Here is a 12369-nt window from a genome sequence, read left to right as displayed (position 1 = left end):
TATGGCATCCAAAAGATTAATTGGCGGCGGAATAGTGGCCTCGGTGTTGGCTTCTCTTTGCTGCATTACACCCCTGATGGCTTTGTTAGCCGGCACCAGTGGCTTGGCCTCCTCCATTGGGTGGCTCGATGCCTACCGGCCATACTTGATTGGCTTAACCGTAGCGTTGCTGGGTTATGCCTGGTACCAAAAATTAAGACAGGAAAAACAAAAGGCCTGTAATTGTGAAACAGAAACCAACCCTTCTTTTATGCAAACTAAATCCTTTCTAACCTTAGTAACTGCGGTAGCATTTTTAATGCTCGCTTTCCCGAACTACGCAAAAGTATTCTATCCGGCCGCTAAAACCCAAGTGAGCCAAAGGGTAGTTCAGGATAAAGTCAAAACCCAAACTGTAGAATATAAAATAAGCGGTATGACCTGTGATGCCTGCACTTTGCACGTAGCCAATGAAGTAAACAAGGTCGCCGGTATTTTGAATTTAAAGGTTTCCTATGCTAATGGCAATGCCCTGGTAGCCTTTGATAAATCAAAGACTAATATCCAAGCCGTACAGAAAGCTATTCAGGCGACGGGTTATAAAGTTACGGCAACAAATATCCAGCAATAATGGAAATACTGACTACTTCTACTATTACCTGTCCAAAATGCGGCTACCAGAAAGAAGAAGAAATGCCTACGGATGCTTGTCAGTACTTTTATGAGTGCGAGCATTGTAAGACCGTGTTAAAACCACAGCCAGGTGATTGTTGTGTGTTTTGCAGTTATGGCACCCGAAAGTGTCCCCCCATCCAGCAAAATCTAAAATGTTGTTAGGACAAAAAGCCAGACTTCTAAAAACTGGCTTTTTGTTCCTATTTTTATTAGGTGATTTAGTAATTCATCGTTTCTGATTAAATTTCCTCTTTTGTGCCTGATTCAGTAGAAAAGTAATTGTTCGTTCTACCAGCAATGCCCCCGAATCATATACCTGCTCATGTTATTTAAGAATAACCAGGATAAGAAAAAAAGCTGTAGTAATGGATAACGAGGTAACTTTTATTTTCGGAGTTCCGGTACCATCTGACAACAAACTCTTTTTAGCAATTATTGTTATTCATATAGTTTTGGGGCTTATCTGCATCATCAGCGGCATGGTTGCCATGCTTAGCCAAAAGACTACCAAAATCCATGCGACCACCGGTAAAACCTACTACTGGGGCATGACGGTTTTATTTATTACGGTCGTAATTACCTCTCTTATGCGTTGGCCTTTTAACACGCATTTACTGATTGTTGGAACCGGTGCATACACTTTAACTTTTGTTGGGCAAAGAGTAGCCAAAAGCCATAGGCCTAATTGGACCCGCTTACATACGGTAAGTATGGGGCTTTCTTTTGTTTTGCTGTTAACAGGTTTTTATGTTGACAATGGCAAGAATTTACCTTTCTGGAATCAATTTCCCCAACTATTTTTTTGGCTATTTCCTGCTGCTATAGGGATACCCATAATCATTTATGTGTTTTATAGACATCCGCTTAATAAAAGAAAAATCTAGATAAAATTTGTCTAAGCAAAACATTAATCGTATCATTGCGATATATTAATAAAATATTAAAAGATGGGCGTTACCAAAACACAGAATTTCACGCAGGAGCAGAACCAGGTAGCAACTTATGCCAAAGCGCTGGCCCATCCGGCACGGATTGCCATTCTGCAGTACCTACTTAAAAAGCAAACCTGTATCTGCGGGGACCTGGTAGAAGAACTGCCCCTGGCTCAGGCTACCGTGTCGCAGCATTTAAAAGAATTAAAAGCCATTGGTCTAATAAAAGGAACGGTGGAAGGCACCAGCGTTTGTTACTGTATTGACCAACACAAATGGGAAGAAGTGCGGGATGTACTCCTTAATTTGTTCTCCAGCCCGGTAGCTTGTCAGGATAGCTGTTGTTAAAAATTTTTGTATTTGTTAATCGTAAAAACGCAATATTATGAATAATACAGATTTCATGAACTGGCAATCTTTTAAAGAGGCATTGCTGAAGAATCCGGATTTGCACCTGCAATTCCAATATGCCGAAGGTAAGCTGGTAGATGCTTCTTACCACATCACCGAAATCAAACAGGCTCCGATTGTGTCAGTAGACTGCGGTGGGGTGATGAATACCTGGACCGAAATTATTGTGCAGCTGTGGGAGCCGCAGCAACGGGATAATGACCGGGAAATGAAGGTCAGCAAGGCCTTATCTATTATCGGGGTGGTAGAAAAGATGTTACCTCTAAATCCGCTGGGAAGGGTAAAAATTGAGTTTGGCAATTCTCAATTTGATACCCGCCAAATGTATCCGGGCGAATTTTTAGTTTCCGGCGATAACCTGGTGGTTAACCTGAGCCCGGACTTTGTGCAATGCAAAGCCATTGAACGCGGCGGCAGCTGCGGCACCAATGAGAAAGGCGAAGAATGCTGCACGCCGGCGACAGAAATTAAGCCGGAAAAAATGAAAATAGAATTGGTAAGCCTGTCGGCAACCAACAGTTGTGCACCCGGCTCCGGCTGCTGCTAAATTCAGAAGGGGGTAAGCTGCTATAAACCAGGTTACTCCTTCTTCTCTAACTTAATGCTTACGATGAAAAATATACTTGTTCTCTGTACCGGTAATTCCTGCCGCAGCCAGCTGGCCGAAGGATACTTAAGACATTTTGCCCAAGGCCAGGCTAAAGTTTATAGTGCCGGCATCGAAACACATGGGGTAAATCCCAGGGCCATTGCTGCCATGGCCGAAGAGGGCCTGGATATTTCGGGGCATACTTCCAATCATATTGATGAATACCGGGAAATACCTTTTGATTACATCATTACCGTGTGTGACCATGCCCAGGAAAACTGCCCTTATTTCCCTTCCCAGGCAGCCCGGTTTCATCAGAATTTTACGGACCCAGTCAAGGCTACCGGCACGGAAGAAGAAATAAAAGCCACTTTTCGGCAGGTACGGGACCAAATTAAAACTTATAGCCGGCAGTTTATCACGGATAACATTCTAAGCCAAACCATATCAGCCAACTAAGACAAATAAAATTACCTCATGAGAATTGCCCTTTTTAGTGACATCCACGCCAATTTGCCGGCATTAGAAGCCGTGCTGGCCGATATGGATAAACAAAACCTGGATGCCGTGTATTGTTTAGGTGACCTGGTGGGTTATGCCACCTGGCCCAACGAAGTAGTAGCAGAGATTAAAAAAAGAAGAATACCCACTATTGCCGGTAATTACGATGAAGGGGTGGGGTTGGCCAGCCCCAACTGTGGTTGTGCTTATAAAACCGATACGGAGAAATCTTTAGGGCAACAATCCATTGATTATACCAATAGTATTGTCACGGAAGAAACCCGCCAGTATCTGCGGATGTTGCCCCGCCATATCCGCTTAACCCTAATGGATAATTCGGAGGAAGCGAATAAAATGGAGTTGCTGCTGGTGCATGGTAGCCCCCGGAAAATAAACGAGTATTTATTGGAGGACCGACCGGAGAAAAGTTTCCTGCGGATGATGGAAGAGGCCCAGGCCGACTTGCTATTTTTTGGCCATACCCATAAGCCTTACCACCGGGCGATGCCTTACGAGCACGAAAGGCAAACTCGTTACCGCCACGCCATCAACATTGGCTCGGTGGGTAAACCCAAAGACGGAGACCCTCGCAGCTGCTATGTCATTCTGGAATTAACGCCAGATAGTAAATTAACCCAGCCCGAAAGTATAAAAGTGGAATTTGTGCGGGTAGCTTACGAGGTAGAGAAAGCCGCGCAGGCAGTAGAAGCCAGCTCGCTGCCCAGCGAATTTGCCCAAATGCTGCGCACGGCTTAAACAACGTATAATTTAATCATCAGAAAATGAGTCAGTGTACCGTAGATAAAAGAAAGAAGCTTTCCCGCTTAGACCAGTTTTTAACCCTTTGGATATTCCTGGCCATGGCCATTGGTGTATTCATCGGCTATGTTTATCCGGAAGTAGAAGGGTTTATTAATACTTTTCAGGCCGGCACCGTAAATGTGCCGATTGCCACCGGGTTAATCCTGATGATGTACCCGCCTTTGGCCAAGGTAAGATACGCGCAGTTAGGCCGGGTCTTCCAGAATGTAAAGGTCATTACTTTATCCCTGGTGCTGAACTGGCTAATTGGCCCGCTGCTCATGTTTTTTCTAGCCATTATTTTCCTGCGGGATTATCCGGAGTACATGGTAGGCATTATTTTAATTGGCCTGGCCCGCTGTATTGCCATGGTGCTGGTCTGGAATGAGTTGGCCGAAGGAGACCGGGAGTATGCGGCGGGTCTGGTAGCTTTTAACAGTATTTTCCAGGTGTTGTTTTACAGCCTCTTTGCTTATATTTTTATTACCGTGCTGCCGACTTGGTTTGGCCTGGAAGGCAAAATAGTGGATATCAGCATGGGGGCTATTGCCGAAAGTGTAGCTATTTATTTAGGTATCCCGTTCCTGCTGGGTTTTTTGTCGAGCCTTATTCTGCGCCGGCTGAAAGGGGATGATTGGTACCAGAAAGTTTTCATTCCGGCCATTAGCCCCATTACCTTAATCGCCTTGTTGTTTACCATTGTGGTCATGTTTAGCTTAAAAGGCAATTTAATCGTGCGTATTCCGCTGGATGTCATCCGGATTGCCATTCCGCTGGTCATTTACTTTGCCATTATGTTTGTAGTAAGCATTTATATGGGCAAAGCCCTGGGCGCTAATTACGCGCAGAATGCTTCAGTTGCTTTTACGGCTACCGGTAACAACTTTGAGTTAGCCATTGCGGTAGCCATCGGCGTTTTCGGGTTAAATTCCGGACAGGCATTTGCCGGCGTGGTGGGCCCCCTAATTGAAGTACCGGCCTTAATTGGCCTGGTTAACCTCGCTTACTGGTTCCGCAAGAAATACTACGGCATAGACGCATCTCCCCAAGCGGTACCGCAAAAGAGCGTTGAGGCCAATATTTAAACTTACGGCAATGGACAATTTAGTGGTGCTAACCAATTTCTCCACGGCAGCCGATAAAGCCCTGGAATATGCCGTTGCTTTAGCCCGGAGGTTAGGTGCTAAAATACACCTGGTACATTTTTGGGAGCACTCTCTTTTGGATGCCAACTACTTTGTGGAGGTACCGGTTTCTTCAGCCTACTTTGATAAGGTGCCGGTAGCCTCCCGCAAAGAACATGAGGAAGCCTTACCAAAAAGGTGTGCTCGGTTTGGCCAGGAGGTAGAAATAACGCCGCACTTTATCGTGGGTTCCTTGCTGAATAAACTGCCTGTGCTTTTAAAGCAGTTACCGGGTGCTTTAGTAATCATTGGCAAGTGCTATACCGAAGACATTCCGGATGAAATGGTAGATAGCACCTCTATTCACCTGTTATCCATTAAGAATACGCCGTTTTTGATAGTACCGGAAAAATGCGAGCCGTTTACCCTTCCCAACCGAATAGCGTTGGCCTTGGATGGTAAAGAAATCAATCAGCCAGGTGAGGTGTTGATAGATATTGTTCATGCCCTGAAGACTGAATTAAGCATTATTCATATTGCCTCCCAGCCAGAACAAACGATACCGGATAGGCTAATGCAGCAGGCAGAAAAATTCCTGGATTTGGGTACTCTTAAAACAGAGGTAGAGCCGGCGGAGAAGGATGCTGTTGTGAGCAGTCTTAAAAAATACTGTAAGAAAAACCATAAAGATTTGTTGGTACTCATTCACCGGAAACATTCTTTCCTGCAAAGTTTATTTCATGAAAGTACCACCGGCATCTTTATCCGGCACACTTCTATTCCGCTACTTATTCTACCAGGATAATTAGTTTAAAAGGAAAAAGAAAATGGCATAACACGGGTGAGAAGTGCTATGCCACTATACCGAGATAGGCTTAGTCTCCCTATCGGCGGTAGGAGCCTGCCCGCAAGGACAGGCTTTTAAATTTACAGAAAAGTAACCAGGTAATTAAACTTAAGAAAAGTTTGGCTACCTCTCCCGTATATGGTTAATATTATTGGTCGGGATAAATTTTAATTTAAAGCAATGCTACAAAAGGACTTAATAAGGGATGTAAAAACCCGCTTAAATACCATTAAAGGCCAAATAGAAGGCATTATAAAAATGCTGGATAATGACAGAGACCCGGAACAGATCCGACAGCAATTTAAAGCAACCGGCAAAGCCCTGGAAAACGCGGAGTTATTACTCCTGGACGAGACCTTTCGGAAATCTTTAGCGGTGAAAATCGCTGAAACCATACAAAGTTGCCCGGGCAATTGTGGCCAGGAAGAAATAATTGAACGCTTAAGGCGGCAGTTCCCGGACCTGGGCGATGACGAACTGACGGATAAGATGAAAGAAATCCAGTTCGTTTCGGACCAGGTTAAAAAAAATCAAGAGCAGCAATAAATAAAATTTGGAGACCTCCCCCCCGGCGGCTGTTTCTTTGCGCTATATCTTATTAAAGTAAAATAATGGCAACAGAAACAGTTCAGATGAAAGTCTCCGGGTTAATGTGCTCTTTCTGCACCATGAGTGTTGAAACGGCGCTTAAAAGATACCCTGGGGTTAACAGTGTGATGGTAAACCTGGTCCATGGTATTGTGCTGGTAGAGGCCGATACTACCAAAATGAGCCGGGAGCAACTAGCCGAAGCCGTAGAAAAATTAGGTTACAACGTTTCTGCCACGGAAGTACAGCAGTACAAATCCGATGAAGATTTATTCCAGTTAATCAAACAGCGGGGTACCATTGGGATGGTGCTCTCGGTAATTGATTTACTCGTTGACCCCATCAATATTTTTGCCCTTCCGGCTCATTACCGGGCCTGGTTTAGTTTTGCCGTAGCCGCCTTTGTGCTGCTGTGGGTAGGTTATCCGGTGCTGCGTAAAACCATCATGGCCATTAGCCAGCGGGTCATAAATGCCAATGTGCTGCTTTCCGCTGGTGCCTGGGGCTCCTTTATCATGGGTACGCTGGCGCTGTTCGACCCCAGCTGGCCTAACTTCTTACCGGTAGCCGCCTGGTTAATGTCGCTGCACTTATTTTTCGCTTATTTTAAGCTGGATACCCGCAAAAAAGCATCCGAAGCCGTACGAAAATTACTTTCGCTGCAACCGCCTAAAGCCAGGGTACTACGGGGCGGCCAGCTGCGGGAGGTTTTAACGGCTGAAGTGACTATTGGCGAAGTGGTAGAAGTTAGACCGGGTGAGCGGCTCCCCCTGGATGGATTGGTACTGGAAGGCGTTGCCAGTGTGGATGAATCCAGTTTTACCGGTGAATCCGTTCCGGTAACGAAAGAAAAAGGAGCCAGTGTTATTGGCGGTACCCTTAATTTAGATGGAGCCCTGCAAGTACAGGTGACCAAAACCGGGGCTGATTCTTTTTTAAGCCAGATTGTACGGTTAATGAGCCAGATAGCCGAGCGTAAACCACCTATCGAGTTGCTGGCGGACCGGTTAATGAACTATTACGGTCCCGTGGTCTTTATCGTAGCGGGTCTGGCATTTACTGCCTGGGCCTTAATTACGGGTAATTTCAACCAGGCAACCTTGGCCTTAATTACCACTATTATTATGGGCTATCCTTGCGCCTTGGGTATCACCACGCCCATGCTGGCGGCGATTGCCGGGGGGAAAGGTATTTCTATTGGCTTATTGGTTAAAGCAAGTGAAGTATTCCATGGGCTTTCTACGATTGATACCCTGGTGTTCGATAAAACCGGTACCCTGACTTACGGGCGGCCCACGGTAACCGACGTGGAAACCTTTGGCTTAGACCGGCTAGAGGTGCTGGCCCTGGCCGCTGCGGTGGAAAAGCAATCCGAGCATCCTTTGGGGCAAGCCATTCATTTTTATGCCCAACGGGAAGGGGTAAAAATTTTAACCGCGAATAATTTCCGGGCTACTCCCGGCAAAGGCGTACAGGCCACCGTGGAAGGTAAAGAAGTACTGGCCGGTAAACCTTCTTTTATGCAAGAACGAGGTATTGCTTTAAGCCTCGAAGTTATGGCCAGCATAAACCTTTTAGGCAGCCAGGGCAAAACGGTTACTGCCTTAGCATACGATAGCAGGGTTGTCGGACTTCTTTCGCTCCAGGACACGCCCCGTAGAGGGGCGGCGCACGTAATGGCGGCCTTAAGCAGAAGGGGCATTAAAACGGTGATGCTGACCGGTGATGCCCAACCGGTAGCTGAGGCTATTGGTAAGAAACTGGGGTTTGATGAAGTACGGGCAGAGCTATTACCAGCCGATAAGGTAGCTGCTATTGAATCCCTGCAAAAGCAAAATAGAAAAGTGGCAATGGTGGGTGATGGTATCAACGATGCTCCCGCTTTGGCGCAGTCGGATGTCGGAATTGCCATTGGAGCCGGCACCGATGTGGCTATTGAATCAGCCGGGGTTATCCTGCTGGGGGACCGCCTGGAGGATGTGGTAAATGCCCTGATATTAGGCAAAGCCAGTTACTGTACCTTAACCGGCAATGTAATCGTAGCCGTTCTTTTCAACTTTGTCGGTATGGTGTTAGCCGCTTTAGGTTTGATAACGCCGTTACTAGCCATCGGGGTGATGATTCTAAGCATTTTTGCCATTTTGCTTAATACCCTGCGCATCCGAAGCATCAAGCTAGAAAGGGCCATAGAAGTCAAGCCCGAAGCATTGGCCCAGGTAGAATTCAGCATACCGAATATGGTTTGTGAAGGCTGTGCCGGTGCAATTTCCACCACTTTAAAAGGATTGTCCGGGGTACAGGAGGTAAAGCCTAAGGTAGCCCAAAAACACGTATACGTAAGTTATGAGCCGGATAAAGTAGGGCAGGAGCAACTGAAAGAGGCCCTCCGGAATTCCGGTTTTACCGCTATTGAGGTTTAAAACTACTAACAACTATATTTTATGAAAGCCTTATCTTTTTTCAAAATGAATGTTCTGGCCAAATCTTTAAGTCTGTTCTCTTTCATTTTTATCTCTTTTGTTCTGCCTTCCTGCGGGCAGAACAAAAGCCAGGGAACACCAGCAAAAACAAACGCGAAGGAACAGGTAACGGCTGGCCCTTCCGTTAAAACCGTAACGATGCCGGTGGAAGGCATGTCCTGTAGCAGCTGCGTTTCCAATGTTAAGAAAACGGTTAAAGCCTTGGCAGGGGTACAAAATGTAGCGGTAAGCCTGGAAAGAAGACAGGCTACTATTACCTATGCCCAGGAGCAAATTTCTCCTGAGCAGATTAGCAAAGCCATCAACGACAAGGGATATAAAACCGGTAAGGCAATAGCGGAAAAAGAATACTAATGACGCTCGAAGATTTTTTCTATAGTTTCGGCTCCAGCCTTTCCCAGGGTTCGCTATGGGCTTTGGGAGTAGCGGTGATGGCTGGGATGGTGGCCAGTGCGGTATGCCCCTGTACCTTACCGGTTGGGCTAGGTATGGCCGGCCTGGTGAGCAGCAGTTCAGAAAGTAAATCCGGTCGCGATGGAATCTGGATTGCCGTAGCGTTTTTTGCCGGAATAGTGGTAAATCTAAGTTTATTAGGGGCTTTAGCCGGCAGATTAGGAGCTATCTTGACGGAATCTTTTGGGCGTTACTGGGCTTTAGGGATGGCTATTGTATCTTTATTGGCAGCGATACTGGCTTTTTATGGCCCCCGGCTAAAAGAAAATCAGCTTGCTTCTTTGCGTAAGCCAGGCATTGGCGGAGCCTTCTCTTATGGTTTTATTTTTAGTTTAGGCACCTCGGCCGCACCTTTGTTACTGTTGTTATCGGTAGCGGCGGCTCAGGCCAGTCCCTTCTATGGCTTCTTATTGGCGTTGGCTTTTGGTTTAGGCCGGGGGCTGCCTTTTTTAATTGTAGGAATATTTGCCGGGGCCGTTTCCCGGTTAGCACAATTAACCTGGCTCCGGCGCAGCATCCAGCTGATTAGCGGCTGTGCTTTATTATTCGTAAGCTTCTACTACATTAATGTTTTCGTAAATTTGTTATAATAGTTAGTAATCCTTCTATTGTTAGAGCCGAGCAGTGCAAATATTAGGAATAATAAATTACAAAAGGGAAGTAAATATAATAAAACCCCAAACCGGCTTTCATTTAACATAGCATTACTTATAAGAAGATTGATTAAGAGTAGTTCAACAAATTATTGGTCACACAATTGAATTGATATTACATATCTCCTTACTGACGCAAACCCTACCCGGCCGTTTTTTAGATTTGGTGAGCAGGTGTTAAACCTTACAGGTCTTCTAGATAATTATTTTGCCTAAATATATTTATTATTAAACATATTAAAGGTTAAACATATTAAAGGAATATGGCAACTTTTTACTTCTTGTTTCCATATATTTACTTAGGTTTCGAAACCTACAAAGCCTTATTTTATTAAATTTTTGGTGTTTTTAATTTACGACCCTAGATGAATCTTTTTTAAACTCTAAGTTCTCTGAACAACTGATGAAAAAGTACTTGCTTAGTATTGTAACCCTTCTTATTTGTTTGCCGCTGTTGGCTCAACGCGATGTTCACAAAGAAATTTTAATTTATTTTACTAAGGATGTCAGCTGGGAAGCCAGAATAATTAATGGGGTCTCCACGCCGGTGGTTCAGGTAAAAAAAGAAACTTTAAAGCAAGCCCTGGAAGAAATAGGTATTCAGGAATCGGACTTAATAGTAGCCGTACCGAATTTTAATCTGGCTGATACCATTCATGTATTGCCGGATGGGAAGGTAATCCGGTCGATGGATATGTCTAAATTATTCATTTATACGGTTAAACCGAATCAAAACATGGAAGAGCTGATTACCAAACTGCGTACTTTACCGGAAGTGCTGATTGCCCAAAAAAACTATGTTGAAACGGTTCCCGATGCTCTTCCCACCAAAATTAATTTTATTCCCCGGTTTGCTACCCGTTATACCGGGACCAATCTTAGAAGCTTTAAACCGGGTATATTTAACCAAACTGTTTTAGACATTCACAAGACCCGTCTAAAAGATATAAGCGGCTTGGTGAATTATAAACCAGGTAAAAAAATCATAGAAAGCTCTTTCCTCCATCCGGAAAAAACTTCTGTCAGGGAGAGCGTGGTCACCGCCTATCCCAATCCTGCTACTGATGTAATCAGGCTTCAAATAGGTGATGTTGAAACTTTAGATTCGCCTCCTTCCCACGTATATCTTTATGACCAACTAATCAACAAAGCTGTTCGGACAGTTTCAGTAAATAATAGATTGGAGCCGGTTGGTTCCCGCCAAAAAGATGAAATAGAATTGGATGTCCGGGATTTGCCGCGAGGCATCTATTATTTAAAAGTGATTTCAAATAACGACCATAAAACCCAGTTAATCCGGATTCTTCTAAAGTAGATAAATCGGTTACCCCAAATAAGCTTTGCTTTATCCTTTAATCGTAAATTATAGCTTTCAAAACTACCCAGTAGCGCCTCCCAGTAAAACAATTATGTAGCACCTACTGCTGAAGCAGCTAAAATCGAAAAGTTGAAAATAGGACCAGAATTACAGACCCTTTTACTGGCTGCATCTCTTACCCAAATTTCTTTTTTAACCTGGCAAGCAGGAGGAGTAGGTAAAACCTTACAGGAACTAAACTTGTCCGAATGTCTTTGCCACTGTCGGCGCCAAATATACACCTTATTCCCCTTCCCTTAAATATAACAAAAGTCAGAAAACCACTCTTATTTACCATCCTATGTTTGGGTGGAGTTTGCTAAGGTTCTTTTCTCCCTATTGTAAAGTTGGTTAAGAATCTATCTAAAACACCGAAAATGGGTATCTAGGATAGCAGACCAGAAAACTGGGTAAGGCATAAAATTCTTTATTTAACAGGGGTTTGATAAACCAACGCTTTCGGTCATTTAATAGGGGTGATGAACAAACGCCCAAGCAGGTATTGGGGATGGTTAAATAAGGTGAAATTGATGAAGCCAGTCGCTAAAAAACAAACGAAAATACTTGCTTTTGACCCGACCTCAATAAAGATGAACAGTATGGTTTGAGAAGTGTGTTCGGTAAAGTTTCCTTTTCGATTAAACAACCTTAAAGTGAGAATTCCGCTATAAAAGTGATGTAGTTTCGAGATAACCAGTTTTAATCCCTAACCGGACTATGATAGAATACTTTGACCCGGAAGAATTTATCTTTAATTTTTTTAAGGAAAAAGGTTACAAGGTAGGATGCCAAGTCAGGAGCAATTTTAAAGTCAGAATCTATGTTTACAACAGTGCCAATGGTAAACCCTTTTCGGTTAACCAGGACTTATACGTATCGGATATATATAACAAAAAAACACTGACCGAAGCCTTGAAACAAATTAACCGCCAGATAGAAGCGCAATTAGAAATAAAGAAATAATAGCAAAATTCATTTG

15 protein-coding genes are annotated in these 12369 nt (G+C 44.2%); all 15 read left to right on the top strand.

Translation table 11 applies throughout. From position 1 onward, the window contains the following. Nucleotide 1: 1 nt before the first annotated feature. The 15 genes from merTP (at nt 2) to AAE02nite_RS15760 (ending at nt 12353) form a co-directional block, all read left to right on the top strand. Complete coding sequence (merTP, locus tag AAE02nite_RS15830; protein WP_146899523.1) at nt 2-610, top strand: mercuric transport protein MerTP; 609 nt, start codon at nt 2-4, stop codon at nt 608-610. After that, complete coding sequence (locus AAE02nite_RS26715) at nt 610-816, top strand: GDCCVxC domain-containing (seleno)protein (RefSeq protein ID WP_146899520.1); 207 nt, start codon at nt 610-612, stop codon at nt 814-816. The genes merTP and AAE02nite_RS26715 overlap by 1 nt, the downstream gene beginning before the upstream one ends. A 203-nt stretch (nt 817-1019) precedes the next feature. Beyond that, complete coding sequence (locus AAE02nite_RS15820) at nt 1020-1538, top strand: hypothetical protein (RefSeq protein WP_146899517.1); 519 nt, start codon at nt 1020-1022, stop codon at nt 1536-1538. A 63-nt stretch (nt 1539-1601) separates the two neighbouring features. Next, entirely contained in the window at nt 1602-1934 is a 333-nt protein-coding gene (locus AAE02nite_RS15815; protein WP_146899514.1) for an ArsR/SmtB family transcription factor, read from the top strand. A 37-nt stretch (nt 1935-1971) separates the two neighbouring features. Continuing rightward, nucleotides 1972-2544 carry a DUF6428 family protein gene (locus AAE02nite_RS15810; protein WP_146899511.1) on the top strand — a complete coding sequence of 191 codons (573 nt, stop codon included), beginning with the start codon at nt 1972-1974 and terminating at the stop codon, nt 2542-2544. A gap of 63 nt (nt 2545-2607) precedes the next feature. Beyond that, nucleotides 2608-3045 (top strand): arsenate reductase ArsC, encoded by a 438-nt coding sequence (locus tag AAE02nite_RS15805; protein ID WP_146899508.1) that lies wholly within the window; start codon nt 2608-2610, stop codon nt 3043-3045. An 18-nt stretch (nt 3046-3063) separates the two neighbouring features. Continuing rightward, nucleotides 3064-3843 (top strand): metallophosphoesterase family protein, encoded by a 780-nt coding sequence (locus tag AAE02nite_RS15800; RefSeq protein WP_146899505.1) that lies wholly within the window; start codon nt 3064-3066, stop codon nt 3841-3843. Between the two features lie 26 nt (nt 3844-3869). Next, nucleotides 3870-4973, top strand: coding sequence for an ACR3 family arsenite efflux transporter (gene arsB, locus AAE02nite_RS15795; RefSeq protein ID WP_146899502.1), 1104 nt, complete (start codon nt 3870-3872; stop codon nt 4971-4973). 10 nt (nt 4974-4983) lie between these two features. After that, nucleotides 4984-5817, top strand: coding sequence for a universal stress protein (locus AAE02nite_RS15790; protein WP_146899499.1), 834 nt, complete (start codon nt 4984-4986; stop codon nt 5815-5817). Nucleotides 5818-6039: 222 nt separating this feature from the next. Then, nucleotides 6040-6405 carry a metal-sensing transcriptional repressor gene (locus AAE02nite_RS15785; protein WP_146899496.1) on the top strand — a complete coding sequence of 122 codons (366 nt, stop codon included), beginning with the start codon at nt 6040-6042 and terminating at the stop codon, nt 6403-6405. A 65-nt stretch (nt 6406-6470) separates the two neighbouring features. Further along, a complete protein-coding gene (locus tag AAE02nite_RS15780; RefSeq protein ID WP_146899492.1) occupies nt 6471-8867 on the top strand; it encodes a heavy metal translocating P-type ATPase in 2397 nt (798 codons plus the stop codon). Between the two features lie 21 nt (nt 8868-8888). Continuing rightward, nucleotides 8889-9281, top strand: a complete 393-nt coding sequence (locus AAE02nite_RS15775) for a heavy-metal-associated domain-containing protein (RefSeq protein ID WP_146899490.1) — start codon at nt 8889-8891, stop codon at nt 9279-9281. After that, entirely contained in the window at nt 9281-9970 is a 690-nt protein-coding gene (locus AAE02nite_RS15770) for a cytochrome c biogenesis protein CcdA (RefSeq protein ID WP_146899487.1), read from the top strand. Before AAE02nite_RS15775 ends, AAE02nite_RS15770 begins: the two co-directional genes overlap by 1 nt. A gap of 466 nt (nt 9971-10436) precedes the next feature. Continuing rightward, nucleotides 10437-11348, top strand: coding sequence for a T9SS type A sorting domain-containing protein (locus AAE02nite_RS15765; protein ID WP_146899484.1), 912 nt, complete (start codon nt 10437-10439; stop codon nt 11346-11348). Between the two features lie 759 nt (nt 11349-12107). Then, nucleotides 12108-12353: a hypothetical protein gene (locus AAE02nite_RS15760; protein WP_146899481.1), complete on the top strand. Its 246-nt coding sequence runs from the start codon at nt 12108-12110 to the stop codon at nt 12351-12353. Nucleotides 12354-12369: the final 16 nt, after the last annotated feature.

The organism is Adhaeribacter aerolatus, assembly GCF_007991635.1.
Classification (GTDB): domain Bacteria; phylum Bacteroidota; class Bacteroidia; order Cytophagales; family Hymenobacteraceae; genus Adhaeribacter; species Adhaeribacter aerolatus.
This window is presented reverse-complemented; position numbering and strand designations above follow the sequence as displayed.